We start from the raw sequence: 26,545 nt of genomic DNA on the forward strand, positions 1-26,545 counted from the left end.
TACGCCCGTACAGGAGTCAGGAGTAAAACTGGCTTTGTGTATAGGTTTCAATTTAGATTTTGTACCTCCTAACTACGCAACCTGCTGTATGTCAACAAGTAGCTTGTGTTCAGCAATTTAAAACTGTTTAACTTCTGGCTTCTTTAAGAAAAATTAACAATTATTCGGGATAATAGCTGTACAGAGAATCGTGAATCCCATACACCATGTCACAAATAGAACGATTGCAAAAAATGGCGGAAGATGAGCTAACTGAGTACAGCACCGATGCCCGGAAGATGGAAAAACTCCGCCGGAAGATCGGTTTGTCAGTCTCATTAGCAGAACAGCGGCAAATTAGGGCTGAATTATTGGCTACCATGCAATCTAGTAAAATTGCAGAAATAGTGGAGGAACAAAGACAAGCAGCAGCTTTACCGTTTTGGGGAATTGCTGGATTGGGTTTGTTATTTGGGATTTCTCTCAATCAACCGATAGGCTTATTAGCAGCGGTATTGGGAACGGTGGTAGCTTTTAGAATTCAGAAATGGGGTTGGCAATTGCAAGCAACTCGTCTATTGTTACGCACATTGGAAGATATTGAAGCACGTATTGCTCAACCAAATAAGTAATGAAATAGATACATACCTGATTTGGTTTACAAAAAAATTTAGTCAACCTGATCTGGAGAATGTCCCGTGGGTTGCTAAACTAACAATTGTTACTTGTGCGTTATCGGTTATTACTAAAAAGCCCTTGATGGAGATAGAAATTATGACAAAGTATGATCAGGTATTTAACTCAAAAGAAACCACGGAAGAATCACTAAGTCCAGAAGAAGCAGTAGCAGCGATCGCAGTTATTACTGCCATAGTTGATTCTTCCATAGAAGACATAGATGCAGACAGTTTAGCCGATATTCTCTGGGAATTCGAGGTTTTCGACGAATACTCAGAAGAGGATATGACAGAGTTAGTTGATAGACTAATAGCGATCGCAGGACAAGAAGGACTCGGACCTCTGTTTAATACCGCTAACGCTAGTCTGGCAGATGATGTAGTACTGGATGGCTTTGCGGCTGGGGTAATTATGCTGTTAGATGAGGATCTGAGTATCCCCACACAAAAACAGTCTTACCTGAAAAAACTACAGATAGCTTTAGAGATGGAAGATGAAGAAGCGGAGGAAATTACCAAAGAGGTGATAGCCGCTATCCAAGAAGCCGAAGAAGACGAAGAATACGGAGAAGACGAATATCAAACAATCATAGTTGATGACCTGGGTCAACAGGTATATGAGTCACCCTTGGGTAATTTTATCGTTCCCATACCGGTTAATCCAGAGCAAGGGGGAAAAATTCAAAGTCAAGAAGGAATAGTTGGCTTTTCTGATGATGTCGGAACTTTGCTGAGAGTTGATTATTATCCTCTTCCTTCAGAATATGTAGAGGAAATCGAGTCTAAAGGACAGGAAAAATATTTGCACTCAATTCTTGTAGATAAGTATTTACCCCAGGCGATTTTTGCCAATGTCCCAGGTGCTGAGGTCAAGTATACCGAATATTTGCAAGATATTGCGGGGGGGTCTTACTATACCTTAGTCGATATGCCTAAAGGTTCAACGATTTCTAAACAAGAAAATAACGGAAATGCCATCAGATTAGATGCTTATCGAGGGCTTTTAGCCTTTGTCAATGGGGAATTTTTGTATATAGTTAGCAGCCAGCGCAGCTTTTTTAATGGCGACACTCCCGGTTCTGTTGAGGAGGAAGCTGAGGACATCAAGCAGCATATTTTAGTGTTTGTGGATACTATCGAGTTTAGTTAATTGGGAATTTTTGCAGTTGTAATTAGGGGTGATGTCTGTGGACAAAACCCTTTTTTAATTTTTTTCAGTGATCCAAATACAGTATCTTTAATCTTTAACCGCTGCTAACCAACCCTGTAAATCAGCCAAACAGGTGAAGTCTAACAGTGCTTCGCTCAAATTTTCTAGCACAGGTAATGGTAAAGCAGAAATTGAAGCGCGTATTTCGACCGATAGTTCTCCAAACCGCTTAGTCAATAGTCGGATAACCAGATTAACTGTTGCTTCTTCTACTCCTTCTTCCCGTCCTTCTTCTTTGATTTCCCGGTAAACTCGCGTTTCTTTGAGTGTAATTCCTAGCATAGATTCTACCTCCCTGCGGCTGAGTTGTTCAAACTTGTACACCATTATCGTCGTGATCATCTCTATTATGGCGCGACTTGATGGCGATGGTATTTCTTCACTGGTTCTTGTTAACAAATACCTTGCTTCTTCTGGTGCTTGACTTTCTTCTAAGGTAGTTAGTACCATCAATGCTACCCATACAGGTAATTGCCGAATATTTCCCAATTCATCTAAATATATTCGATGTACTTGGTCACTATTAAGCAATCCCCGATGAGGATAAATATCACTTTGTTCTGTATTGCGAGATGGATAAATTATCACTGCTTGCCAATCGCTAAATCTGGCACGGTTTCGGTAGAAATATAGTGAAGATTCAGCAAATACTCTTTCATAAAGTATTTCATCTTTTTGGAATTGTACCTCACAAAAATATACAATTCCTGCACCTTCTGTTTCTGGTGGTAAAAATACGCCGTCAATTTCAAATTTAGGTTCTTTGACTGCTACGGAATCAAATCTGTAAGTATCCGCATTGGTGGGAGGATTCGTCAATAGTTCAAATAGCAGGGATGGATATTGTTGGAATAGTTTGTAAAAGATTGAGTCTCGTCGCATAAAGGATTTTGTTTATTTTAAAATTCGTTGATATATTTAATCACACATCCCTTGAAAATTGGATTTTCTGTATATTATTTTCTCATAACTTGTGTAAAGTAAATTGGAAAAGTCTTTATGCAGCGATCTTTTCTATTTACCTCCAATCAAACGATTAAATTGAAGACCCTTAGGAGAGCTAATTTTTAGCATCCTTTCGGGACTGTCATGAGTAACCGTTTTTTCCTCACGCGTTGGTCTCTTATGAATGTTGATATTTCTGATAGTGACGAAGCGATAAACATAACTGTCAAGGAATGTCGGTTGCTCCCAAAACTCTTTGCCAATTTTCTGACAATAGGCGGCAAAACACTTTGCACCCTTAAGTTGCTCAATAATTTTCTTCTCTGTGGTTGTCGTTGTCTTCGCCTTCATCTCAATGCAGAGAATGACCTGTTGCGTATCAGTATCGGCGACGATGACAAAATCGGCACGCTTACACTCACCTTTTGAGCCAATAAACACTGTATCTGGTGACTTAAACTTATCTGCCTTGATAATAATGACATCATTATTATGGGGCATTTCATGAATTGTTACGAAACAGTCGGGGAGATCAGGCTCTATAAGCGTAACTATATTTTTGCCATTTTTCTTTTCTAATGGAACTGTAGCATCTTCCTTAATCATTTTTTTGAGGATAGCAATATCAGACATTAATCCTCACCCCAAACAATTGCTTCCTGAATCCGATTCATTGTTTCAATAGTTGTATCAAAACTGCGGGCTTCAATACCCAATTCTGGGCTAATGTCGGCTGGTATCAGAGTTTGTCCTTTAGTTCTTTTTGTCTTTCCCCCTACTGTTGTTCCTGTTGTATATGCTTCTTCTGCAATGTAGACTTTGATTTTTTCAGAAAAAATTAGTTCTTCTTGTCGATATCCTTCTTGTTCCGCAATTCGCTTGAGATGAGGTTTATCATGATTTAGCATGATCAGCGTATTCAGTTCTTTAATAATGTAATCACTGTGGGTAGTGATAAAAACCTTAATACCCAAGTTAACCAGTCGAGCAAAAAGTCGCGCAACTCGACGCTGATTTTCGGGGTGTAGGTTCAGTTCAGGTTCATCTACCATCAGCAAATCACCAGGCTGGGCTTCGTGTCTTAGGTAAAAGCCGATATCTAGTAAAGAACGCACGGCGCTAGAACTTTCATCCATAGAAAGCTTAACCCGTGTACCCTTCGGCTGATAATAAAGCTCATCGTTACGAGTTACGGTGTACTCACCACCTATAATGTCAGCGAAATCTGCCAGTACATCAGGGTGGTTCTCAGCAATGAAACTACTTTTTTTGACAATGCTTTCAAGTTGCCGGATAAAATCTACATTTGTTTTTATTGGCAGGGCATAATCTCCATAATCTTTAAGTAGAAGTTCCATTCGATCAATATTTTGTCCAGCCTGACCTATTTCTTCAAACAAGCGATTGCGATCAAAATTCAAATCTTTGCGAAAAATGGCCGCACCGGTTCGCTCACTACTGGCGATGAAAGGGTGAGGGAAAAGCGGATCGAAAATGATATCTTTGAGAGCGTCGGCAATGATACGCTCGATGATTTTAGTGGGGATTTTTATCTTATCTTTTTCAACCAGCAAAGTGACAACTAATTCTGCGCTTTCTTCACTTTTAGTAATCGAAAAAAGTGATACTTCGCCAGAGCCAATTTCCGAATCAAATCTCCTTGCTAAACGTATATTTTTCGTGTCCAGGATTACTTGAAATTCTGATTCCTTAAATCGTTCAGCCGATGCTGCAAAAATCTTTGGTAATTCCTGGGTATATGCCTGACAACCTTGAGTCACAATCTGCTCAACCTGATTAACATATTCTTGTATATCAAGACAAATTACACCGTCAGCAAGCAGTTGCTCAATCTTGTCGTCGTTGATTTTAATAGAAAACATCTTGCGCCAAGTATATAAAAAGCCGAACAGCGCGTAAGTTGCATAAGTTTTTCCAGTATTGTTGTATCCACAAATGATCGTTAGGTCGCCAAGTGTGAATTCGGCTTGTTTTAAAGCACCAAGATTTTTGACTTTAATTTTCATTGGCTTATAAGTAATTTATCTACGTTACAAAATGTAATTTTTAGCATTTGATTCCCTGATATACAGTATTTATTATAGTTACAGCACTTTTCTTTTTAAATTACCACACCTAAATATCCAAAAGGTTTATGAAGCAAGGGTTATAGGATTCCGTTTTGTACCAAATAGTTGAGCAAAGTGCTGTAACATCTTAATAATCTGATTTTTACGCTCTTAAAATTTCACCCGCCGATAAATTTCTGTCATGGAAATTTCTACATTTAAACTATGCAGACGAACTGACTTTTCAATCTGATCATAAACTTGCAATTGCCAAAGATTATTATTTTGCTCTTCCTGTTTATAATAATCCTCAATATAAGGTTCAGTTTGACTGACAAGCACATATTCACAAAAGCTAGAAAGAGAGCGATATTTTCTAAATTTCTCCCCCCTATCATAACCTTCCGTAGAAGGAGAAAGAACTTCAATAATCAGTAAAGGATTGAGAATTTCATCAGTACGATTGCCGTTAAATTCCGGTTCACCATTAATCACCAGAACATCTGCATAAGTTCCATGATTAAAATCAGGAATCCAGATTCTTAAGTCTCCATTATAAGTTTGAAAGTCAGTATCTCTGAGAGCTAAATTGAGCAAAGTAGTAATATTTACGGTAATACGGCTATGAACTTCTGAACCTCCAGGCATAACAATAATTTCTCCATTACAATATTCATGACGTTCTTCTGCGCTTTCCTCCATCACTCGATACTCATCTGGAGTGAAGTCAGTTTTTGTCACCTCTGTTGTAAGGTTTGGCGGGTTGGTTTGAGAAATAACCACAATCACACCTCCTAGAATGATTAGACCTGAAATAATTATGACTTAAATGGAAAAAACAAATATTACAAAATGCCTTTCCCTAATACCCTACGCTTTAATGCTACTATTCGAGGTCTTGCACCCTGACCAGAAAAACCTAAACCTTCTCGGAAAATTTCCGGTATATAAAATCGCGCTATTTTCTCTTGTTCTTTATCTTCATAAATTACCCCCATTTCTTCTAACATTCTTACAGTTTGCTGATCCATATTGAAGTCTTCTACAGCAAAAGGTATTTTTCTTTCAGAAGCAAAAGGAAGTTGTTCATCTACCCATGTTTTAAAAGCCGGATATTCTTCTCTAGCTTCTCTCACTTTTTCGTCACTACATGGTTTTAAAGCGCGGCGAATAGCTTTGGGAGGTAATAGTCGGTTTGTATACCACTTTTCAAATTGTACATCAGCATTATCTAATGTAATCTTAGCTGCATGATACAAAAAGCGGACAATATCTCTAGCCTGAAGTCTACCCTTGAAATCTGTTAAAGCTGCAAATACCCAAGAAGCGGTATATGCTTCTTTAGACCCTAGTCTTTTACCCCATAAATTTTCTAATTCAGTAATCAGATTCTCTTTAGTTAAACTATAAATACTTCCTTTTTTTGCCCCAATAACATTAGATTCACTACAAATCCAATAAACTAACCTCAAGAAAGACTCCTGATTCCAAGATAAATCATAGGAACGGTACAGATTTTCAAATTGTCCTAAATTTTGAGTAATTGTATATCTGAGAAAATCACGACGTAAGAAAATGATTATACCCAGATGAGATTGCCTAATTTCTGATAATTTCTTGGGTAAATCATCAATCAACGCCTTTAAAGCTGTACGCTGTTTTTCATTAGCAGCAATATCAGGGAAAATATCTTCTAATCCATCAAACAAAAAGATAATTTTTAATTCTTTATTTCTTAAATATTGATTTATATTACTCAAAGTAAGAGGACTATCTATATTTTCACTCATACCAATTGATCTAGCAATTTCACCAACCCAGAATTGAGTCCATCTTGGTTCATTCCAATCTTCAGAATCTAGTGTATTCTTTATCCTATCTACATATTCGGAATGTTTAAATTCAGGAACATGATTATCTAATGCTATTCTTACCTCATTTCTGGCTTCACTGATTACAGTATTAGCATTTTTTTGGAGTGTACGGGATTCCAAAAAAGGAAAAATATGTATTTGACTAACAGTTTCATTATTTTTGTCATGAGAAATTTTATTAATTGTATTGATAAAATCTTCCCAATATTTAAACCGTGAAAGTTGAATATAATTAAAAGTTTTTCCCGCCCCTTTAGCTCCAATTGATATTACATGAGGTAATTCATCTTGAAAATTAGTTGCTAAATTTTGCAAAGGTTCTGTAATTAGTAAATCTTCCCCTTCTCCTGATTCAGCATATTCATATTTTTGACATAAATCTCTCAGTCTGGTTACTTCTTGTTGCTTAGGTAATTTTATTTCCTCTATATTTTCTGTAAACGTTGCTTCCTCCTCACCTTTGACTAATTGCTGATTTGCCCAATCTAGAGCATTTCTTATTACCGAAGTTCCAGCTAATTTTGATCGTGCATCTTCCCAATTATTAATATAGAATAATTCCTCGGCAAAATAGGTTTCTTTAATTTCTATTCTTGTCTCATTTAATAATTTATTATCTTGATCTTGCCCATAAGCAGAAACTAATTCTGTTACAGCATTGTTAAAATTTGGTAATTCTTTAAATTCTTCTTTTAACATACTAATGATAATACTTGGATCATGGTATGTCTTATCTTTAAGTTGTGTTTCCAATGGTGCAACTTTACCAATTTGTTTTAAAACCAGACTTGTACCTTGAATAGATTGATCATTAATTGTTGTCACCAAAAAACGCTGTATTCGAGGATCAAAAATTATGGGACTTGAGATTTCACTTAAACCTGCTCTCAAATCAATAAAAATATAATCTACTTCCAAAACTGCACCTAAACTATACAGAGCATTCCCATATTCCCAAACTCCATCAATACCTCTCACCAAATGTTCAGGTAAAATAGGAGTATCTAATAACTCTTCATCTTTCAGAAATGCTGGTAGGAAATATATTGTTGATTTACCTTCATTTTTAGCTGATTTTTGAACTTCACGAGCAAATAATGAAAGTGTTTCTTCTCTTTCAATTGGAGAATAGTGATAAACTTCTAAAAAATCAATAAAAGAAACAGATGCTTGTTGTTTTTCTAAAGCATTCCAGTATGTAAGACCTGGTGCTTCTAAATCTGCATCTATCACAAGGATTTTGATCGGATTATTTAACTCCTTAGCTCTATCTAGTAAGGCGAAAAGATGTGCTGCTAAATTTAAAGTTCTCCCCACACCACCTTTAAAAGAATAGAAAGCTATCAAATTACAGTTATTAGAGGAAATTTCTGGCAGTTTAACAACCTGCTGAATGGCATTTTCTGTTTCTGATTCACTTTTTAAATACGCAATTTCTTCCCAAAAAGGACGAATTTCAACATCAGTTATATAAGGTTCTTCACCAATGATAAATTCTACAGGTAATGTTGCATCACTAATATCTAGAAAAATCACAGATTCTTCTTCTTGATACCAGTCTTTAAACCAATTCTTTAAAGCTATTTTAGCATTATCAATATTTTCGTCTGTAGGAAGATATATCTCTAAAGCATCTGAATAACAATAAATCTTCACTACACCATCTGGTAGATTAGTACCATAATTAGTTTTTGCACGAATAGTTCTTCTAATATCAAGCCACGTTAGGAATTTTTTTGCTGTATTCATAATCTTTCAAGTTCCTTTGCAATCCATTTTGATATTTCTAGCAGTTTATTTTCTATATCTTCATCATTCGCTTCTACTTTGCCATTACCATCTCTATTAACTATAGCAATAACTTTTCCTCCATAACGCCACAGTTCATTAATTTGACCAGGGTTTAATTTCCTCTCTTCTTCATTTTTCCTTGTATCCAATATTTCCTCTATAAATATTTCGTAGGGTAAACTTCGGGAACCTCCTGCACCTAATTTACTTAATAATTTGTTAATATTATGCTTGCATTCGCTAATATCTGTACATAAATCAGTACGATTTGTTTTCTGTCTTTGCATCAATACTGCTTTCAAACCACATTCAACGGCATAAAATAATAGTAAACGATGGGCATTAGTACGGGGTATTTTTTGATAAGCTGATAGATTACCATTCCAAGCTTTCTTCATTTCTTTAACAGTGAAAGGTATTGCCATTAAGTTATTTTTATTCCCTGTAACTAATATTTACTCAGTTATTTTACGTCAAAATTGCTCCACCCATTAACCGCGCATACCTATACTGCAACTCATCCTGCATCAACGGCCAACGCTCTAAATCTACATCCATATCAATCACTTTCTCTGCTGCTTGTCGCGCTAACAGCAAAACATCCTCATCTTCCACTAAACTAGCTAAAGTAAAATCTGCTACACCTGATTGACGAGTTCCCATCACTTCCCCAGGCCCCCGAAAACGCATATCCATTTCCGAGATAAAAAACCCATCTTGAGACTGTTCCAACACCTTTAACCGTTGTTGAGCATCTGCACTTCTGGAACTACTCATTAATAAACAATAAGATTGCGCTGCACCTCGGCCAACACGTCCCCGTAATTGATGCAACTGTGATAAACCAAATCTTTCCGCGTGTTCAATGAGCATCACTGTTGCATTTGGCACGTCTACACCCACTTCCACCACAGTAGTAGAAACTAAAATCTGCGTTTCATTATCGCGGAATTTCGTAATAGCTTCATCTTTCTCTGCGGAAGTCATGCGACCATGTAATAACCCAACTTGAAAGTCAGGAAAAATACTTTCTTGTAACTTTTGATGTTCATCCACCGCAGAACGCAAATCTAATTTTTCTGATTCTTCCACCAACGGTAAAACTACATATATTTGTCTACCTTGAGCAACTTCTCGACGCATTAAATCATAAGCTTGAGGTCTTTGTTGACCAGTTAACAAAGTAGTTTGAATTTGTTGTCTTCCTGGTGGTAATTCATCAATTTGACTAACATCTAAATCACCATGAACTGTTAAAGCTAAAGTTCGAGGAATGGGAGTTGCTGTCATGGTTAAAACATGAGGTTGTTCGCCTTTTTGTTGTAACTTTGCCCTTTGTTCAACCCCAAAACGATGCTGTTCATCAATGACAACTAAACCTAAACTTTGAAAATTGACTTTATCTTGAATTAAGGCATGAGTTCCCACTAACAAAGGTAATTCACCTGTTTCTAATTGAGAGTGAATTTCTCGCCTTTTGGCTATTTTTGTCGAACCTGTTAATAATTCAACGGGCAAATGTAGTAAATTAAACCAACTAACTAATTTGCGATAATGTTGTTCTGCTAATACTTCCGTCGGAGCCATCAACGCTGCTTGATAACCTGATTGAATTGCTGCCAAAATAGCCACAACAGCAACAACGGTTTTACCTGAACCTACATCACCTTGTACTAACCGATTCATGGGTGTAGATTTTTGCAAGTCGTTGAGAATATCGTTGATAACTCTTTGCTGTGCGCCGGTAAGTTGAAAAGGTAGTATTTTGTGGAAATTTTCTAATAGTTGTCCTTTGGGGGCAAGAATGGCGCTAGTTTGAATTTCTTTGGCTTTTTTCTGACGTTGCAATAAGCCTAATTGTAGATAGAAAAATTCATCAAATACCAAACGCCGACGGGCAGTTTTTAAAGCATCGCTATCTTCAGGGAAATGAATATTAGCGATCGCATCCTTCAATTCCATCAAACCATACTTTTCCCGCAAACCTTTAGGTAAGGGGTCTTTCAAATTAACGGCAGCAGGTAAAGCCGTAATTACCGCTTGACGTACCGTATTCGCCACCACTCCCTCAGTCAAAGCATAAATCGGCACTACCCGCCCAATCGTCAGGGAATCAATGGTATCCCCTGGATTTGCCAAAACTTCTAATTCAGGGTTATCCAGCGTTAACCCATATTTACCTCCCTTTACCAACCCACAAGCCGCAATTACACTACCCACCGGATAGCGGCGTTTTAAACCTTCTTGCCAACCACGACTGCTAAAACGCGCCCCCGCATAAAATCGACTAACTTTAATTTGACCTGTATTATCTTTAAGGATTAATTCTAAAATTGATAATTTCTTATTTTTAGGGCTAGTAAAAAAATTACAACGCTTCACCGTGGCTATTATCGTTACTGTTTCACCCCCCTGCAACTCTTGAATATTTACCTGACGCGCATAATCAATATGGTCACGGGGATAGTAAAACAGTAAATCACGCACAGTATGTAAATCCAACCGCCCTAAATTTCCAGCATTTTTGATGCCTATTTCTGGCAACTCACTGAGTTTTTGCTCAATTTTTGGAGCTAGTCGCCGACTAACTTCGGCCACAATTGGAGTTGTGAGATTTATGGTTTTACTTGGATATATTCTCCCCTGCTCCTCTGCTCCCCTGCTTCCCTGCTCCCCCTCCTCCAGTTCTTGCTGTAGTTGGTAGAGATATCTTCGGACTTCGGCAATTAAGTGTTGTCTTGCTTCTACTCCCAAATTTGGATAGCTGGCAAATTGCATCGCTATTTCGTGCCAGCGAAAGCGTTCTTTGGGGGGCAAAGCTTGGGGGAATTTCCCAAAAGTCAAACTCAGAAATTCACTGAAGCGGTATTGCTTACCCAGCAAATCCGCAAAGCCATGTTCAGCCTCTACCGCCAAGGCTTTATGCAATCTTATCCAATCGGGAGTGTCATTAGTCATTGGTCATTAGTCATTGGTCATTGGTCATTGGTCATTGGTCATTACTCTATTCAAACCAACTAGCACGCCATGCAGCTTCAGCTTCTGCAACTTTGAGTTCTCGCTGCTTTTTTTGATAGTCTCTTCCCAGTTTATTAAGCTGTAGTAAAATATTCCGAATTTGCTTGCGCCCTGACAAAAGTGTGGTATCAGCAAATTCAATTTCTCCTAGTCGCAAGTTAATAGTTATGATCTGCGTCAGGCTAGAATCTTCTGATTCTTGATCATTGCTAATTTCAATTACTATGTTCAATAAATTTGGTGGACCTGGCATAACCTCCGCAGACGCTTCAGATGCCGCCGCCGCTGCTAAAATTGGTTCTGGTAATTTTTTGGGTAAAATCCCAGCTTTTTGGAGCAAAAAATTAGCATCATGGGAAACTTTTTTTAGTGTTTCCACAATCGCTTCCTCTAAATCTTGCTGCCATTCTGCCAATTCTATCGGGTTAGATGGATCTAAGTATTTGGGCTTTTGGGTTTTGGATTTTGGATTGTTATCACTCTCGTTAACTTCCTCAACTTCCTCAACTTCCTCAACTTCTTCACCGTGAAGATAATTGAGCAACTGTTCAGCAGCTTTTTGACCTAGTTTGCGGATGCCTTGTTGCAATTGCTGCCGCTGATTCAGTGAAAACCTCAGAAAGTTTTCTGCATATCCCTGAGTACAGAGGTGGTAGGTTGCCAAAATCAACTGTTTCTGTAAGGCTGCTCCTAAAATAGTTAAATAACTGACATAAGCACTGTGAAGTTCTCTAGCGATCGCACTAATCGCTTCTTTCTGCATTGCAATATCCCGCTCTATTCGCTCAATTGCTCTGGCCATATCTTCTCGTTATTTTCCATCTGCACCTTATTTTGGTGCAAATGTACAACATTTGGGGCAAATGATTATTTATAGCAGTCAGCAGTCAGCTTTTTCAAACTCTTGTCTGACAAAGATTCCAGAATTTAAGATTGTCCTCAGCTACCTGGCAACTGCTATAGATAATTAAAAATTATAAATTATATCAAGTCCGGCTAATTGCTGATCAAAAAAGCTCTCCTGCCAATAAAATACAGGTCAGCAAAGCTTGCTAGACCTGTATTTTAACGGCTAACAGCCAACAGTTATCAGTTTCATTGCTGGGCAAAAACCATACCATAAAGCATCAGGACTGTCTACTGTGTAGTGATTTAAGTATTGATTAGTCACAAGTCTATAGTCAATAGCCACTAGTTAATTATATGTTCTTAACAACTGACTACTGACCATTGACTAATGACTAAATTACTTAACGCCCATTTGAGCAGCGACTTCATCAGCAAAGCTAATTTCGTTCTTTTCAATGCCTTCGCCTAGGACATAACGCACAAAGCGATTGACTTGAACTTCTTCACCTATTTTAGACTTAACTTGTTTCACCAAGTCTTCTACCGAGATACTTTGATCACGAATGTAAGGTTGATCCAGCAAAGTCATTTCTTTAAGGCGTTTGTCAATTCGTCCTTGAACAATCTTTTCTTTGATGTTCTCTGGCTTATTGGCTAAGTCATCCTTGCCCATTTCGATCTCTTTTTCTTTTGTGGCAAGTTCGGCAGGAATTTGATCTATGCTGACATACTCGACGTTAGGACAAGCCGCAACTTGCATAGCTGCGTTTTTAGCCAAGCTTTGGAATTCTTCATTACTGGATGCTTCCTTGGTTTGGGTGTTCAGTTGAACCAAAACACCAACTCGGCCACCAGTGTGAATGTAGCTATCTACTACTCCTGGTGTGTCACCAAGAGCAAAATTGACAAAGCGCCGCACCTGAATATTTTCTCCCAGGGTAGCAATAACTTGCTTAATGGCTTCGTCTACGGTAACGTTGGCATCTTCAACATAGGGTTGAGCTAGTAAAGACTCAACAGTATCAGCCGTTGCTGCTTGCTTGGCTAGGCTCTTAACTAAAGCTTTAAAAGCATCGTTACGGGCAACAAAGTCTGTTTGACAGTTGACTTCTATCAGTACACCCACTTGGCCACCTGGCTGAATGTAGGTGTCTACTAGACCTTCTGCCGCAATGCGATCGCTTTTTTTACCCGCAGAAGCGATGCCTTTTTGCCGCAACCAATCCCCGGCTTTTTCTATGTCGCCATCAGTTTCTTTCAGCGCTTTTTTGCAGTCCATCATGCCGGCACCAGTTTTTTGGCGTAGCTCTTGGACGAGTTTTGCAGATATTTCCGCCATGTTGCCTCAATTCCTAACTTGACAAGAAGATTTGTAATCGCTCACGGTGTTGAGTATTTCTATCTTACTCACGACAATACAAAGTATGAGCCATGAATTATGAATTATGAAGGATAAATACCTTGTCCAAATTGGAAAAAGCCTTGATTTGTAGGTTGGGTTGCGCTGTCGCTTAAACCAACCTACAGAAAATGGACAAGGTAAGGTATTGAAGGATGAAATCAGTTTTTTCATCCTGCATCCTTTCTCTACTTATGCTTCCTCTTCTTCGTCGGGAACCACTGCGTCAGCGTACTCACTTTCGTCGTAGTCGTAGTCTTCTTCAGAGTAATCTTCGTAATCTTCTTCCGCTTCCAGTTGACCGTGACGGCCTTCATAAATAGCATCAGCTAATTTGCCGACAATCAGCTTAATCGACCTGATTGCATCATCATTGGCTGGAATGGGAATATCTACTACATCTGGATCACAGTTTGTATCCAACATGGATACAATAGGAATACTTAATTTTTGGCATTCTTGAACTGCGTTATACTCCCGGCGTTGGTCAACAATGATCACAACATCGGGTACTTTTCGCATATTTTTAATACCGCCCAAGTACTTTTGCAGCTTTGTCATTTCCCGACGCAGCATGGAAGCTTCTTTTTTCGGCAACAAATCTAACGCGCCCGTTTCTTCACGGCGTTCTAAATCTTTCAACCTGTCTGCTCTGGTTTTGATTGTCGCCCAGTTGGTGAGCATTCCACCCAACCAACGTTGGTTAATGTAGTGAGAACCACAACGAGCAGCTTCTTGAGCAACAATTCCTGCTGCTTGGCGCTTTGTCCCCACGAACAGGAATTTCTTACCTTGCTCTGATTGGGTTCGCATATAGTTGTATGCATTATCCATCAACTGTGCTGTTTGCACCAAATCGATGATGTGTACACCATTACGAGAGGTGTAGATGTACGGAGACATCTTTGGGTTCCAGCGTCGGGTTTGGTGTCCAAAGTGAACCCCAGACTCCATCATTTGAGCCAATGAAACAACGGGCATTTTTGTAACTCCTATTCGGGTTAAACCTCCACCCAGGCGCATTTCCATTAAGGAAACACCCGAATCCCCGGATGTGCGGAATTTTTAGTCAACTGTTCTAGGGTAGCACAATTGTAGCGAATGTGAAGAAATAGACCAAATTTAACTGTAGATTAACAAAAATTGTTATTTGATGTTAGTAGTTTATAATTACTGTCTATACGTGATTTGGATAATAAAAAGGTATAATATAAGTATAAATGCTATGATACATTAGATTAGGGCTAAGAAATAATTTACATTGTTTTAACCAAATATAACAAATGGAACCAAAACAACAATTAGCAGAATATATTAAAGAATTATGTGAAGAGCTTGATGCTGATATTTTTATTTTCAGTGCATCAATCACAGATTCAAATGCAGATAAAGAATCTTATTTATAACTATCCCTCTCATAGTTTTGTTATAGACTATAAAGAAGCAGAAGAATTGTTTCAATGTGTACGAGAGCCGACGGATTTAGAGTCTAATATAGAACAATTGATATTTCATCTTGTGCGTAGACCAATAGACATCATAGATAAATTACAAGTAGATGGGAGCGAGGATGATGAAAATGAAGATGGAAATCACAGAAATAACGAAGGACTTGCGGAAGGATCAGTTCAACCAAACAATGGAAAGGATGAAGAGGTTGAGCAGAATAGATTACTCTTTGAAGAAAGAGTGTGAGATTAAAAAATCTACCAAAGAACTCACTGACAAACTATTTGACACTTTAAAGAAGTAGTAAAAACTTCTAAAATTGCTTGATTGTATTAAAACAGGTAACAGTATAACACATACTACTACCTGTTTTTTTATGCAGTTACACTAATGTAACCCTATGCTTGATGTTGCATCTCCTCATAAGCAGCATAAACACCCTTAACATTATACCAATTTAAGAAAATTCGCGCAATTTCCAAAGCCAATTGCGGCTTACCAATATTAATCAACCATTGCAAAAAAGGAGCCATAGTTCTTTCATTCAACAACCCATTTATAGAAAGAATCCCCCATAATAAACGATGAAACCAAGTCATTTGAATCATCATTTTTACTTCCCAAGTAGGATGTTTTTGATAAAACAAAACTCCCATGCGTCCCCGTTGAATTTCTTGATCAATTAACTTAGGAATTTGCTTTAAACTAAAAGGTGGATGCCAATGATAACCAACAGCTTCAGGACATTTAATTAATTGCAAACCTAATTTTTTTAACCTTACACCTAATTCTAAATCTTCCCAACCATAAAGTTGAAAACTATTATCAAATAAACCTGCTGCTTCTAACCAATGTTTGGGAATTGCCACATTACCTGTAGCAAAAAAAGCAGCCGAAAAATCTGTGATTTTATAAGGTTCTGCGGTGGGATTTTCAAAATTGCAAGTATTAATTACAGCACCGTAAGTAAAAAACCTATCGCTTCCTAATTTCTCCCTTTCCTGTACTAAAGCATTTGTATGAGCTTGGAGGAAATTAGGCAAAACCACTAAATCACTATCAATAAAAATAATTGTGTCACCTTGTGCTTTTTCAACCCCCAAATTTCGCGCAGCAGCAGGGCCAGCATGATCTTGTTCAAAACAGCGCACATGGGGAAACTCATCTTTGTGTGCCGCTAACCAGTCCAAAGTACCATCAGTAGAACCATCATCTACCAACACAACCTCATAACCTTTTATGTGTTTTGCGTTGCTTAACTCCTGTCCTTCTAAAGCACGGAGGCACTTTTGCAAAATTGGCAAGCGATTATAAGTTGGAATTACAATACTAAAAAACATAGTTTCACCCATATCACTATTATTCATATTTAGAATATGACAAAGAGAAGATAGTCATGGTTTCTTGAAAAAACATCTGTATAAGTACATCAACTTGAATTTTAAGATACCATATTTGTACGTATAATCCAGCCCCTAAATCAATAAAAAGCTTATAGAGTCAGGTTTTTTTAACTTTTAATTTTTAATTTTTAATTGGATAGCTGTTGCATTAGGAAAATATACGCTGGTTAAGTCAGATATAATAATGACTCATTCTTTGTTTTCCTAAGTGGAGAAACTAATGGGTCGCGCCAAAAAGGTTGTTCTGGCATATTCTGGTGGAGTAGATACTTCTGTTTGCATTCCCTACTTAAAGCAAGAGTGGGGAGTAGAAGAGGTAATTACCCTAGCAGCAGATTTAGGCCAGGGAGATGAATTAGAACCAGTTCGAGAAAAAGCCCTGAAATCGGGTGCAAGTGAATCGCTGGTAGCAGATGTTAAAGATATCTTCATTAAAGATTACGCATTTCCTGCGATTCAAGCCAACGCCCTCTATGAAAATCGTTATCCTCTAGGAACAGCCCTAGCTCGGCCGTTGATTGCTAAAATCCTAGTAGAAGCAGCTGCAAAATATGGTGCTGATGCGATCGCTCACGGTTGCACAGGCAAAGGTAACGACCAAGTACGTTTTGATGTTTCCTGTACAGCCCTCAATCCCAATCTGAAAATCCTCGCACCAGCGAGAGAATGGGGAATGAGTCGGGAAGAAACCATAGCCTATGGTGAGCGATGTGGTATTCCTGCACCGGTGAAAAAATCTTCTCCCTTTAGTATAGATAAAAACTTACTGGGTCGTAGCATCGAAGCTGGTACGTTGGAAGATCCAGCTAACGAACCACCAGAAGAAATCTATGAAATGACCAAGGCCATAGCCGATACTCCCAACGAGCCGGAATATCTAGAAATTGGCTTCCAAAAAGGGCTTCCTACCACAATCAACGGTACATCTAAAAACCCAGTTGAGTTAATCGAACAACTCAATCAGATAGTAGGAAATCACGGTATTGGGCGGATTGACATGATTGAAAACCGCTTAGTAGGCATCAAATCGCGGGAAATTTACGAATCACCCGCAATGGTAGTTTTAATTAACGCCCACCGTGATTTAGAAAGCCTAACTTTGACAGCCGATGTCAGTCAATACAAGCGGGGTATTGAAGAAACCTACACCAAATTGGTATACAACGGACTTTGGTACAGCCCACTTAAAGCCGCATTAGATGCCTTTATTCAACAAACACAAGAACGAGTTTCTGGTGTGGTGCGCTTAAAACTTTTCAAAGGTAACGCCACCATAGTAGGCCGTTGGAGTGATAATTCCCTCTATACTCCCGACTTAGCAACCTACGGAGCCGAAGACCAATTTGATCACAAAGCCGCAGAAGGCTTTATCTACGTTTGGGGTCTACCTACCCGCATTTGGGCGCAAAGCAACAAGTAAGAAGTCAGATCCCCGACTTCTTTAAGAAGTCGGGGATCTTAGTCCCCTACTCTTCCGTTTGATGTTTAACTTCGCGGGACTCCAACCAAATGGGTACAGCAATCACAGCAACTAAGATAAGTAACGCCAAAATTGCAAATTTACTTACCCAAGCAACTAATTGTTCTAGGGAAATAATTCTCCCCGCGAAAAAAGCTAAAGTCACCATCACACTAGCCCAAGTAGTCGCCCCAGCAACGTTATAAATCAGGAATTTGCCAAAGGGCATTTCCGCTATCCCCGCAAGTGGTGAAGCAAAAATTCGCAATAAGGCAAAAAAGCGCCCAAAAAATACAGCTTTAGCGGCATTTTCAGTAAATTGTTCTTTAATACTCAGTAGTCGCGCTTCAGATATGCGGAATATATTCCCCACTTGTAGCAAGAAAGGCCAACCACCAACCCTACCAATCCAATAGCCGCAATTACCGCCAATTACAGCACCTGCAACAGCGTCACCGAGAACCAGCCAGTAATTTAGTTCATCACTGCCAGCCAGAAAACCGCCTACTAAAGTTACGGTTTCACCAGGAAGAGGAATGCCCAAATTCTCTAGCAAAATTCCTAAAAAAATTGCCCAATAACCGTAATTACGAGCAATTTCTTGGATGTTTTCTAGTGAAATTAGCTCAAGAGACATCCAACACCGCCGACTTTACAAATTTTTACTTTTACTATATCTTTGCTTGTTTTTGGTTAGGGTGTCAATGAAAACGCTACAAGAAGTCATCGGTTTTGAGTTTTATTTGCCTTCAGCGGTAGGTTGAGGGTTGAGGGCAGAAGGAAATCTTGAAGAAGAATTCAGGAGTCAGAATTCAGGAGTCAGAATGCAATCAGTGCAGGATTCAGATCCGCCACTGATTGTTCGCCCTTGGCGTTCCCGTTCACGAAGTGTCCCTCCGGGAAGGGTAGACCACCAAATTTTCAATTTGGTGGGGGTCTTAAACCCGTTTATTCATGCGCCAGTCGGACAAAATACCCAACTGACTCCTGACTCCTGAATTCTGTTCGATAAATTTTTAGATCAGCCTACCTGGCTGCAAAAATATTGTTCCCGTTTACTTATCAAAAAAATTATAATAATTCTTACTTTTTATAAAAATTTCGTAACAGATAAATTTGCTACCGAAATTACCAGGATATTATGCTTATATTGAGAGAATCTATCATAAATTATACGAGATAAATACTGTATCAACTTAGATCGACTATAATTGCGATAAGTCCCGAACAATCGGTTTACATCAGTATATTTACTGTTGAGCAAAAACAGTATTAATGAAAACTCCTTTTTTCATAGCGTTTCAACTACACACTTAAATTCATGACTATTACACAAGAACGTCAAGTAATTTTGTTTAAACCCCAAGGAAGTATAGACTTAGAGGGAGGTACAGCCTTAAGCGAACAGATGGCTAGAGTGAATCCCCAGTCTCAGCAACTCTGGGTTATTGATCTAGCAGAAGTGGATTTCATGGATAGTTGTGGGTTAGTCCCCCTTGTTAAAGGGCTGAAAGCTGTGCGTGAAAGTGGTTGTCGCTTAGTTCTTTGCAACGTCAAAGCCCCTGTTAGGTTAATTTTGGAACTCACTCACTTAGATTCAGTGTTTGAGATATTTAACAGTTACGAAGATATATTCTCTGGCGTTAATTAACGGTTAAGTCTGGTACTATTTAGCTAAATCTCAATGTTCTTGACACTCTCCGGGCTAAAGCCACGGAGATTATTTTTGGTTCAACGAATTCACTTACACCATTTTGGATGGTGTAAGATTTGCTGGATAAGGTTTTCTCTCTTGGTATTAGTTTAACTTCCAGAGGCTTATATACCCTAAAGCGAAATCATTGCCCATTCCTAGATATTTCCGTAAGAAAGCGTTTAATTCTGATATGCGTTTTATACCAATTTAATGTGAGCTTGCATAGAATCATGAAACCCATTAACTCTTGTGTATTTATCTGCGTGCATCTGTGGTAGTTGTCCTTGAAACCTTATTCTATGCAGCTTCAGATTAAATTGGTGTTAGTGGAATGGTGTTAAAGAGAATACATTATGCATTCTGGGGAGCGGACATATTACTTTGTCCAGATATAGTACTAGAGAAGTTTGGTAAATCAATACCACTGTGACTTGCGTGACGAGTTTTTAGTGCTAACCTGTAACTCACACTTTGCAGTTCTGCCTGTAGTTGCCTATTTTCTCGTTGGAGAATTCCAACCTTATCTCTCACCGGAGCCATGCGTTCCTCAAATTTACGACGGTAAATTTGGGGCAATTCTTGCACAACTTGCTCTAACATTCGACTACGATCAGTTAGTTCTTGGACTGACTGTCGCAATTGGTGAATTTCGGTATCACGAGATGTAATTTGCTCTTGATAGAACGTTACCTGTTGTTCAACAGCTTGGAGTTGCTCTCTTAACGCCTCTAATTGACTCAAATCGCACTCAGACTCAGACCGTTGAGGGATAAAATTGGTATTACCCTTTACTAGCCGGAATAGTTCTTGAGATAGCTGTTGCACTAATTGATCTCGAAGTTGCAACTCTTGGTGCAACTGGGATATTTCAGTAGATAAAGCTTGGGTGTTGGGTGTGTCAGATTGGCTCACAGTGGATTACATCTTTTAGGTATAACTGCGATAATAGTTCCAAAAAACATAGACAAATATCTCATGCCTTTCGTTTGCCGGGAATAACCCCAACAGGGCGAACTACAACGCCCCCTATCCCTAGACTAAACGCTGTCGGGACTACTTTACGTAAAATATTCAAACTACCACCGCATTAATTTACGAAAAACATATCTCACTTAAGAGAAATTGACAAGTGTTAAAATACACAAATTTCCCTAAAAGTGAATTACACGATAGGACAGGTGTTTTGCCTGTCCTACAATGAATATCTATTCTTTAGCGTTTGATCGGGAAAATCCGGGAGGACTTATCACCAGAAGTTTAAGCGGCGACAGCCTCTGTAGCTGATTCTTCTTCCTTGATTTCTTGCTTAATAGTCAGATAGCGAATCACTTCTTCACTCAACCGCATGGCGCGTTCCAGGGGAGCGATCGCAGTTGCCGGGGCTGAGTAGTTAAATTGGATGTAGATGCCATCACGATGCCTGTTGATTTCATAAGCAAGACGGCGCTTACCACGATTTTGAATTTCTACCTTTTCAGCACCTTGTTCAGTCAACAAGTTCTGGTATTTGGTAACTGCTTGATCTACCTGCTCATCTCCCAAATCAGGACGCAGGATGTACATTGTTTCGTAAACTGTGGTCATATATTTTTGCTCACCTTATGGACAAAAAGGCCGCTAATGATATTTTTATACAAACATAGTAAAATGCTACTGATAAAAATAAACATAAGCAACAAGGAACTATAATCTTACCAGTTTTCAATTTAAATCATTAGCCAAAGAAGCCGAATTTTGGATCTCTAAGGATAATAATCAAGGTTATGGCGCAGCGCTATGTGCGAGTTAAAAGTCAAGAAGGACAAATTTATTATGGGTTGCTGCAATTGTCCCTCAACGTGGAGGTTCTAGACGCTCCACCTTGGTTGGATGGTCAACCCACGGATGTAATCTTGGAACCGGACAAATACCAAATCCTGGCTCCCTGTTCTCCCTCTAAAATTGTGGCCGTAGGCAAGAATTATGCAGACCATGCAGCCGAAATGGGAACTACCGTACCGGTTGAACCGCTGATTTTCCTCAAGCCGCCCACAACTATCATTGCTTCGGAAATAGAAATTAAGTATCCTCACCAGTCACAACGAGTAGACTATGAAGGCGAGTTGGCTTTAGTGATTGGCGATCGCACCTGTGACTGTACACCAGAACAAGCACAAACTAAGATTTGGGGTTACACCATTGCTAATGATGTTACAGCCAGGGATTTACAAAAAAACGACGCTCAATGGACAAGAGCCAAAGGTTTTGATACATTCTGTCCTTTGGGTCCTTGGATTGTCCGAGAATTAAATCCAGGAGCCAGATTACAGACATTTTTGAATGACGATCCCCATCCAGTCCAATCGGCCTGTATTGATCAGATGGTTTTTTCCCCAGATTTTTTAGTGTCTTATATCAGTCAAGTGATGACACTTTTACCTGGAGATATTGTGCTAACAGGTACACCCTTTGGCGTTGGTCCCTTAAATATAGGCGATCGCATCCGGATAGAAATTGAAGGTATTGGTCGCCTAGAAAATACCGTCGTAGCCCGTTAATACCAAGTTTCAGATTTTGGGAACAGCTTATTCTCAAAACTGTGAAGCCAAAATCAAAAATTGGTATTAACCCTAACGCACTTGCATATAAACAGCATCAGAAATGGCTGGTATTTCTGCATAGCGCCCCATCAGAGACTGGAATACAGAATAGACAACGGATGCCACTATACCTAAAAAGATGGTATTGGCTAGAGTTTCTATAGCAAACCCAGCACCAGGAACCGGAGTCAAAATTCGCAGTAGTATGGAACACAAAAATATAACAATATCTAAAAGAATTGCTTGCATTGTGTTGAAACGAATGAAGTGATTGATTTTTTCATTTCTCACCACTAAGATAAACAAAGCGAAAAACACAATTATTTGACCAATTTGCCCTAAACTACCGTAAATAAATAGGACTGGTTGCAGCGGTAGAAGCAAAACTGTGAGTATTGGAAATTGTCTCAACAAAAAGCTACCAAAGACTAAACTGTCAATTAGAGGCAGCAAATAAGGTAAAGAAGCAAAAATTCGGTCGGGAACCGTAGTAGATCCGCGTAAAGACATATAGCGTTATCCTGTAGCTGGAATTTCAATAGCTATTTGAGCCTAGGATAACGCAGCTGCTTGATATTGCTCAAAAATTAGATTATTTTACATTGGCAATCCTAAAACCCATTACACACTCATACTGCTCTGGGTGCTGTTCAGTTAATTGGCGAATCGCTTGACCACAGCGCAGTTGACCCCCACCCCAGCGGGGTTGACCGCTACCATTAGCAAGCAAACAAGACTGGCAAACCTGTTCAGGGGCAAGGATTTGCTCGTCCATTAAAATTACTAACATCTCAATCCCTCCTGTAAATCCTCATTGCTACCCACATTTAACTTCGGAGAGGGTCAACTTTGTAGATACTAAAAGGGTGATGTGCAACAGACCCGCCAAAGTCTACACATTTTACATTTTGATGATTTTCTTTGGTGGAAAATGCCAACTGAGCCGCCTAAATCGCTCTTTTAAGCACAACATGGATGTGGACAGCAGAAAGTTGCTCACCGCACCCTACTTTATTGTATATTATCTATCCTAGAGATTTAGTTTTTTAGTAAAAAGTAATACCAATTCTAATATCAACCTTGATTCGTGCCAAATGATTTAGGATTGCTATATTCAGACTGTTACTTCGATGTTGCTACCAACCAACATCTAGAATTTCACCAATTTGGACAAGGATAGTAAACGTGAATAAGACTAACTCAGACTTACTTAAATCTGCCGATCCTGCTATTAGCGAGTTAATTAACCAAGAACTCCAGCGTCAACGTGACCACTTAGAATTAATCGCCAGTGAAAACTTTACCTCTGCGGCTGTATTAGCGGCTCAAGGTTCTGTTCTCACCAATAAATATGCGGAAGGCTTGCCAGGTAAACGTTATTATGGCGGTTGTGAATTTGTTGACAAAATTGAACAAATAGCCATTGACCGTGCTAAACAGCTATTTGGTGCTGCTCATGCCAATGTACAACCCCATTCGGGCGCACAAGCCAATTTTGCAGTTTTCCTGACCCTACTAGAACCAGGGGACACAATTATGGGCATGGATTTGTCTCACGGGGGACATCTCACCCACGGTTCACCAGTGAATGTATCGGGTAAGTGGTTCCAAGTCCGTCACTATGGCGTGAGTCAGCAAACAGAACAATTAGATTATGACCAAATCCGCGACTTGGCTTTGAAAGAACGTCCTAAACTGCTGATTTGTGGTTATTCTGCTTATCCCCGCGTGATTGATTTTGCAAAATTCCGCAGCATTGCTGATGAAATCGGTGCTTACCTATTAGCAGATATTGCTCACATTGCTGGTTTAGTTGCCACTGGTCATCATCCTAATCCCCTGTCTTATTGTGATGTAGTCACAACCACTACCCACAAAACTTTGCGTGGTCCAAGAGGTGGTTTAATTTTGACCCGTGATGCAGAACTTGGTAAAAAACTGGATAAATCAGTTTTCCCTGGAACTCAAGGCGGACCACTAGAACACGTAATTGCTGGCAAAGCAGTAGCTTTTGGTGAAGCATTGAAGCCAGAGTTTACAACCTATTCTGGTCAAGTAATTGAAAATGCTAGTGCTTTGGCTAATCAATTACAAAAGCGAGGATTGAAATTAGTATCTAATGGTACAGATAATCATTTAATGCTAGTAGATTTACAGTCTATCGGCATGACAGGTAAAAAAGCAGATCAACTAGTTAGCACTGTCAATATTACTGCTAACAAAAATACAGTTCCTTTTGATCCACAATCACCTTTTGTTACTAGTGGTCTCAGGTTAGGTTCTCCGGCCATGACTACAAGAGGCTTGGGTGTGGCAGAATTTACAGAAATTGGCAATATTATTAGCGATCGCTTGTTATCTCCAGATTCCGATACAGTGACTCTAGAATGTCGGCAACGGGTGGCAGCATTGTGCGATCGCTTCCCATTGTATCCACACCTCGAAATTCCTGTTCCAGTTCTAGCCTAAGCGATTTTAGATTTCGGATTTTGGATTTTCATCTAAAACGTAAGTTGCTACTTAGGGAAAAGGTGAGTCTGTGCGGTCTTGGGGAGCCAGTCCGTAGGGGTTTCTCCTGCCCGTAGGAGGTGACTCTTGACCGGAAGACAACAGCGTTTAATCAGCAATTTTACCAATTACCTTTTTCCCTGCCTAAACTAGATAACTAGCAACTTGGGTTAAAATCTAAAATTCCATGAGTGCAGAAATTATTTGTGTTGGTACTGAATTATTGCTAGGTGATATCCTCAACAGTAATGCTCAATATCTAGCCCAGCAGTTAGCAAAATTAGGCATTCCCCATTATTATCAAACTGTGGTAGGGGATAATCCGGAAAGACTCAAGCAAGTGATAGAAATTGCCGCTGCTAGGGTGCAAATTCTGATTTTCACAGGTGGACTTGGCCCCACACCTGATGACCTGACTTGTGAAACTATCGCTGATTTTTTTGGCGTTCCCTTGGTAGAAGATCCAGAAATTATTGAAGATATAACTGATAAATTTACCCAACGTGGGCGTGTGATGTCTCCAAGCAACCGCAAACAAGCTTTAATTCCCCAAGGTGCCAAAGTTTTACCCAATCCTACAGGCACAGCACCCGGTATTATTTGGCAACCCCGTCCAGGTTTAACTATTTTCACTTTCCCCGGTGTTCCTAGTGAACTTTACCCAATGTGGCAAGAAACAGCCGTACCTTTTCTCAAAAGTCAGGGTTGGGGTAAGGAAATCATTCATAGCCGCAGTTTAAGATTTTGGGGAATTGGTGAATCAACTTTAGCGGAAAAAGTTTCAGACTACTTGAATTTACTTAACCCGACAGTAGCAACCTATGCAGGTAAAGGGGAGGTGAGATTGCGAGTTTCGGCAAAAGCAAGTTCAGAAACTGCTGCGAAGGCTTTAATTGCACCAATTGAGCAGCAACTGATAGAGATTGCTGGCTTAGATTATTACGGTGCTGATGATGACAACTTGGCTTCTGTGGTGGGTAAGTTGTTGCGGGAGTCGGGGGAAACTCTCTCAGTGGCTGAATCTTGCACCGGTGGTGGCTTGGGACAAATGTTAACGGATATTTCTGGTAGTTCTGATTACTTTTGGGGTGGGGTAATTTCTTATGATAATTCGGTCAAGGTTGGGCTGTTGGGGGTTAACCCAGAAGATTTAGATCAATTTGGTGCTGTGAGTAAAACTGTAGCGGCACAAATGGCTCTTGGTGTGAAAAATCGCTTAGGTACTACTTGGGGTTTAAGTATTACGGGAATTGCCGGTCCGACTGGGGGAACTAATGACAAGCCGGTAGGTTTGGTGTATATAGGTTTAGCCGGACCAGGATCTGAGGTGACAAGTTTTGAACATCGGTTTGGGACTATTCGTGGTCGGTCTTTAATTCGTCATGTGAGTGCAAATGCCGCGTTGGACAATTTACGGCGCAAGTTGTTGACGATGTAGGGGAAGCTTTAGGGAGATATTGCGGGAGTAAAGAGGATTTTAGCCTAGTTTCTCTATCTTTTAAATAGGTTGGTTTTTTGCGCTAATCTAGTTAGTTTGTTTGTTTGAGGAGTCAGACAAGGCACAAATAATACGCGGGAACTTTTATATCTCTTTGTGTTCTTGTATAAGTAAGCTCAGGACTTTATAAAGATGAGATGAA

At 39.3% G+C, this 26,545-nt stretch carries 26 protein-coding genes; 10 read left to right on the plus strand and 16 right to left on the minus strand.

From position 1 onward, the window contains the following. The first annotated feature begins 206 nt into the window (after nucleotides 1-206). Together A9Y75_RS20130 and A9Y75_RS20135 are read left to right on the plus strand one after the other, a co-directional pair. Nucleotides 207-611 (plus strand): hypothetical protein, encoded by a 405-nt coding sequence (locus tag A9Y75_RS20130; RefSeq protein WP_071191318.1) that lies wholly within the window; start codon nucleotides 207-209, stop codon nucleotides 609-611. Nucleotides 612-753: 142 nt separating this feature from the next. Next, nucleotides 754-1,806 (plus strand): hypothetical protein, encoded by a 1,053-nt coding sequence (locus tag A9Y75_RS20135; protein ID WP_071191463.1) that lies wholly within the window; start codon nucleotides 754-756, stop codon nucleotides 1,804-1,806. Between the two features lie 87 nt (nucleotides 1,807-1,893). Here the strand turns inward: A9Y75_RS20135 and A9Y75_RS20140 are convergent, their stop codons facing one another. From A9Y75_RS20140 to rpsB, 10 genes are all read right to left on the minus strand, one after another. Next, complete coding sequence (locus A9Y75_RS20140) at nucleotides 1,894-2,748, minus strand: Rpn family recombination-promoting nuclease/putative transposase (RefSeq protein WP_071191319.1); 855 nt, start codon at nucleotides 2,746-2,748, stop codon at nucleotides 1,894-1,896. Between the two features lie 132 nt (nucleotides 2,749-2,880). Then, nucleotides 2,881-3,444 (minus strand): hypothetical protein, encoded by a 564-nt coding sequence (locus A9Y75_RS20145; protein WP_071191320.1) that lies wholly within the window; start codon nucleotides 3,442-3,444, stop codon nucleotides 2,881-2,883. Further along, the gene (locus tag A9Y75_RS20150) at nucleotides 3,444-4,838 is read right to left on the minus strand and encodes an AAA family ATPase (RefSeq protein WP_071191321.1); all 1,395 of its coding nucleotides are present in this window, start codon (nucleotides 4,836-4,838) and stop codon (nucleotides 3,444-3,446) included. Before A9Y75_RS20150 ends, A9Y75_RS20145 begins: the two co-directional genes overlap by 1 nt. A gap of 213 nt (nucleotides 4,839-5,051) precedes the next feature. Continuing rightward, nucleotides 5,052-5,663: a Uma2 family endonuclease gene (locus A9Y75_RS20155; protein WP_071191322.1), complete on the minus strand. Its 612-nt coding sequence runs from the start codon at nucleotides 5,661-5,663 to the stop codon at nucleotides 5,052-5,054. Nucleotides 5,664-5,725: 62 nt separating this feature from the next. After that, a complete protein-coding gene (locus A9Y75_RS20160) occupies nucleotides 5,726-8,503 on the minus strand; it encodes a hypothetical protein (RefSeq protein ID WP_071191323.1) in 2,778 nt (925 codons plus the stop codon). Then, the gene (locus tag A9Y75_RS20165) at nucleotides 8,500-8,970 is read right to left on the minus strand and encodes a hypothetical protein (RefSeq protein WP_071191324.1); all 471 of its coding nucleotides are present in this window, start codon (nucleotides 8,968-8,970) and stop codon (nucleotides 8,500-8,502) included. The genes A9Y75_RS20160 and A9Y75_RS20165 overlap by 4 nt, the downstream gene beginning before the upstream one ends. Nucleotides 8,971-9,013: 43 nt before the next feature. After that, nucleotides 9,014-11,503 (minus strand): ATP-dependent DNA helicase RecG, encoded by a 2,490-nt coding sequence (gene recG / locus A9Y75_RS20170; RefSeq protein WP_071191325.1) that lies wholly within the window; start codon nucleotides 11,501-11,503, stop codon nucleotides 9,014-9,016. 46 nt (nucleotides 11,504-11,549) lie between these two features. After that, a complete protein-coding gene (locus A9Y75_RS20175; protein WP_071191326.1) occupies nucleotides 11,550-12,365 on the minus strand; it encodes a hypothetical protein in 816 nt (271 codons plus the stop codon). Nucleotides 12,366-12,809: 444 nt separating this feature from the next. Next, entirely contained in the window at nucleotides 12,810-13,751 is a 942-nt protein-coding gene (gene tsf / locus A9Y75_RS20180; RefSeq protein WP_071191327.1) for a translation elongation factor Ts, read from the minus strand. Between the two features lie 252 nt (nucleotides 13,752-14,003). Next, the gene (rpsB, locus tag A9Y75_RS20185) at nucleotides 14,004-14,792 is read right to left on the minus strand and encodes a 30S ribosomal protein S2 (protein WP_071191464.1); all 789 of its coding nucleotides are present in this window, start codon (nucleotides 14,790-14,792) and stop codon (nucleotides 14,004-14,006) included. Nucleotides 14,793-15,094: 302 nt separating this feature from the next. Here rpsB and A9Y75_RS30255 point away from each other — a divergent pair, with 302 nt between their 5' ends. After that, nucleotides 15,095-15,217, plus strand: coding sequence for a hypothetical protein (locus tag A9Y75_RS30255; protein WP_269086319.1), 123 nt, complete (start codon nucleotides 15,095-15,097; stop codon nucleotides 15,215-15,217). Then, nucleotides 15,192-15,506: a hypothetical protein gene (locus A9Y75_RS20190; RefSeq protein WP_071191328.1), complete on the plus strand. Its 315-nt coding sequence runs from the start codon at nucleotides 15,192-15,194 to the stop codon at nucleotides 15,504-15,506. Before A9Y75_RS30255 ends, A9Y75_RS20190 begins: the two co-directional genes overlap by 26 nt. Nucleotides 15,507-15,658: 152 nt before the next feature. Here A9Y75_RS20190 and A9Y75_RS20195 read toward each other — a convergent pair whose 3' ends face one another. Next, nucleotides 15,659-16,627, minus strand: a complete 969-nt coding sequence (locus A9Y75_RS20195) for a glycosyltransferase (RefSeq protein WP_071191329.1) — start codon at nucleotides 16,625-16,627, stop codon at nucleotides 15,659-15,661. A 256-nt stretch (nucleotides 16,628-16,883) separates the two neighbouring features. On the opposite strand from A9Y75_RS20195, the gene A9Y75_RS20200 reads away from it, so the two are divergent. Further along, complete coding sequence (locus A9Y75_RS20200; RefSeq protein ID WP_071191330.1) at nucleotides 16,884-18,083, plus strand: argininosuccinate synthase; 1,200 nt, start codon at nucleotides 16,884-16,886, stop codon at nucleotides 18,081-18,083. A 46-nt stretch (nucleotides 18,084-18,129) separates the two neighbouring features. Here A9Y75_RS20200 and A9Y75_RS20205 read toward each other — a convergent pair whose 3' ends face one another. Then, nucleotides 18,130-18,759: a DedA family protein gene (locus A9Y75_RS20205; protein ID WP_071191331.1), complete on the minus strand. Its 630-nt coding sequence runs from the start codon at nucleotides 18,757-18,759 to the stop codon at nucleotides 18,130-18,132. Between the two features lie 130 nt (nucleotides 18,760-18,889). Here A9Y75_RS20205 and A9Y75_RS27835 point away from each other — a divergent pair, with 130 nt between their 5' ends. Then, nucleotides 18,890-19,120 (plus strand): hypothetical protein, encoded by a 231-nt coding sequence (locus A9Y75_RS27835; protein WP_143046462.1) that lies wholly within the window; start codon nucleotides 18,890-18,892, stop codon nucleotides 19,118-19,120. A gap of 323 nt (nucleotides 19,121-19,443) precedes the next feature. Next, a complete protein-coding gene (locus A9Y75_RS20210) occupies nucleotides 19,444-19,773 on the plus strand; it encodes an STAS domain-containing protein (RefSeq protein ID WP_071191332.1) in 330 nt (109 codons plus the stop codon). Nucleotides 19,774-20,169: 396 nt separating this feature from the next. Here A9Y75_RS20210 and A9Y75_RS20215 read toward each other — a convergent pair whose 3' ends face one another. Then, nucleotides 20,170-20,730 (minus strand): Npun_F5560 family protein, encoded by a 561-nt coding sequence (locus A9Y75_RS20215; RefSeq protein WP_071191333.1) that lies wholly within the window; start codon nucleotides 20,728-20,730, stop codon nucleotides 20,170-20,172. A 345-nt stretch (nucleotides 20,731-21,075) separates the two neighbouring features. Further along, the gene (rpsF, locus tag A9Y75_RS20220) at nucleotides 21,076-21,402 is read right to left on the minus strand and encodes a 30S ribosomal protein S6 (RefSeq protein WP_071191334.1); all 327 of its coding nucleotides are present in this window, start codon (nucleotides 21,400-21,402) and stop codon (nucleotides 21,076-21,078) included. 179 nt (nucleotides 21,403-21,581) lie between these two features. Between rpsF and A9Y75_RS20225 the strand changes: the two genes are divergently transcribed. Further along, on the plus strand, nucleotides 21,582-22,355 hold the full coding sequence (locus A9Y75_RS20225; protein ID WP_071191335.1) for a fumarylacetoacetate hydrolase family protein: 774 nt from the start codon (nucleotides 21,582-21,584) through the stop codon (nucleotides 22,353-22,355). 72 nt (nucleotides 22,356-22,427) lie between these two features. On the opposite strand, the gene A9Y75_RS20230 is transcribed toward A9Y75_RS20225, so the two are convergent. Both A9Y75_RS20230 and A9Y75_RS20235 read right to left on the minus strand, forming a co-directional pair. Beyond that, nucleotides 22,428-22,907: a Tic20 family protein gene (locus A9Y75_RS20230; RefSeq protein WP_071191336.1), complete on the minus strand. Its 480-nt coding sequence runs from the start codon at nucleotides 22,905-22,907 to the stop codon at nucleotides 22,428-22,430. 82 nt (nucleotides 22,908-22,989) lie between these two features. Continuing rightward, nucleotides 22,990-23,187 (minus strand): hypothetical protein, encoded by a 198-nt coding sequence (locus tag A9Y75_RS20235; RefSeq protein ID WP_071191337.1) that lies wholly within the window; start codon nucleotides 23,185-23,187, stop codon nucleotides 22,990-22,992. Between the two features lie 395 nt (nucleotides 23,188-23,582). Between A9Y75_RS20235 and glyA the strand changes: the two genes are divergently transcribed. Both glyA and A9Y75_RS20245 read left to right on the plus strand, forming a co-directional pair. Continuing rightward, nucleotides 23,583-24,866 carry a serine hydroxymethyltransferase gene (glyA, locus tag A9Y75_RS20240; RefSeq protein ID WP_071191338.1) on the plus strand — a complete coding sequence of 428 codons (1,284 nt, stop codon included), beginning with the start codon at nucleotides 23,583-23,585 and terminating at the stop codon, nucleotides 24,864-24,866. A gap of 226 nt (nucleotides 24,867-25,092) precedes the next feature. Then, entirely contained in the window at nucleotides 25,093-26,343 is a 1,251-nt protein-coding gene (locus A9Y75_RS20245; RefSeq protein ID WP_071191339.1) for a competence/damage-inducible protein A, read from the plus strand. Nucleotides 26,344-26,545 lie beyond the last annotated feature (202 nt).

Source organism: Trichormus sp. NMC-1, assembly GCF_001858025.1.
In the GTDB taxonomy this organism is placed as follows: Bacteria; Cyanobacteriota; Cyanobacteriia; order Cyanobacteriales; family Nostocaceae; genus Anabaena.

Coding starts and splice junctions, on each gene's coding strand:
- A9Y75_RS20130 (WP_071191318.1), top strand. CDS start 207: ATGTCACAAATAGAACGATTGCAAAAAATGGCGGAAGATGAGCTAACT.
- A9Y75_RS20135 (WP_071191463.1), top strand. CDS start 754: ATGACAAAGTATGATCAGGTATTTAACTCAAAAGAAACCACGGAAGAA.
- A9Y75_RS20140 (WP_071191319.1), bottom strand. CDS start 2,748: ATGCGACGAGACTCAATCTTTTACAAACTATTCCAACAATATCCATCC.
- A9Y75_RS20145 (WP_071191320.1), bottom strand. CDS start 3,444: ATGTCTGATATTGCTATCCTCAAAAAAATGATTAAGGAAGATGCTACA.
- A9Y75_RS20150 (WP_071191321.1), bottom strand. CDS start 4,838: ATGAAAATTAAAGTCAAAAATCTTGGTGCTTTAAAACAAGCCGAATTC.
- A9Y75_RS20160 (WP_071191323.1), bottom strand. CDS start 8,503: ATGAATACAGCAAAAAAATTCCTAACGTGGCTTGATATTAGAAGAACT.
- A9Y75_RS20165 (WP_071191324.1), bottom strand. CDS start 8,970: ATGGCAATACCTTTCACTGTTAAAGAAATGAAGAAAGCTTGGAATGGT.
- recG (WP_071191325.1), bottom strand. CDS start 11,503: ATGACTAATGACACTCCCGATTGGATAAGATTGCATAAAGCCTTGGCG.
- A9Y75_RS20175 (WP_071191326.1), bottom strand. CDS start 12,365: ATGGCCAGAGCAATTGAGCGAATAGAGCGGGATATTGCAATGCAGAAA.
- tsf (WP_071191327.1), bottom strand. CDS start 13,751: ATGGCGGAAATATCTGCAAAACTCGTCCAAGAGCTACGCCAAAAAACT.
- rpsB (WP_071191464.1), bottom strand. CDS start 14,792: ATGCCCGTTGTTTCATTGGCTCAAATGATGGAGTCTGGGGTTCACTTT.
- A9Y75_RS30255 (WP_269086319.1), top strand. CDS start 15,095: ATGGAACCAAAACAACAATTAGCAGAATATATTAAAGAATTATGTGAA.
- A9Y75_RS20190 (WP_071191328.1), top strand. CDS start 15,192: ATGCAGATAAAGAATCTTATTTATAACTATCCCTCTCATAGTTTTGTT.
- A9Y75_RS20195 (WP_071191329.1), bottom strand. CDS start 16,627: ATGAATAATAGTGATATGGGTGAAACTATGTTTTTTAGTATTGTAATT.
- A9Y75_RS20200 (WP_071191330.1), top strand. CDS start 16,884: ATGGGTCGCGCCAAAAAGGTTGTTCTGGCATATTCTGGTGGAGTAGAT.
- A9Y75_RS20205 (WP_071191331.1), bottom strand. CDS start 18,759: ATGTCTCTTGAGCTAATTTCACTAGAAAACATCCAAGAAATTGCTCGT.
- A9Y75_RS20210 (WP_071191332.1), top strand. CDS start 19,444: ATGACTATTACACAAGAACGTCAAGTAATTTTGTTTAAACCCCAAGGA.
- rpsF (WP_071191334.1), bottom strand. CDS start 21,402: ATGACCACAGTTTACGAAACAATGTACATCCTGCGTCCTGATTTGGGA.
- A9Y75_RS20225 (WP_071191335.1), top strand. CDS start 21,582: ATGGCGCAGCGCTATGTGCGAGTTAAAAGTCAAGAAGGACAAATTTAT.
- A9Y75_RS20230 (WP_071191336.1), bottom strand. CDS start 22,907: ATGTCTTTACGCGGATCTACTACGGTTCCCGACCGAATTTTTGCTTCT.
- A9Y75_RS20235 (WP_071191337.1), bottom strand. CDS start 23,187: ATGTTAGTAATTTTAATGGACGAGCAAATCCTTGCCCCTGAACAGGTT.
- A9Y75_RS20245 (WP_071191339.1), top strand. CDS start 25,093: ATGAGTGCAGAAATTATTTGTGTTGGTACTGAATTATTGCTAGGTGAT.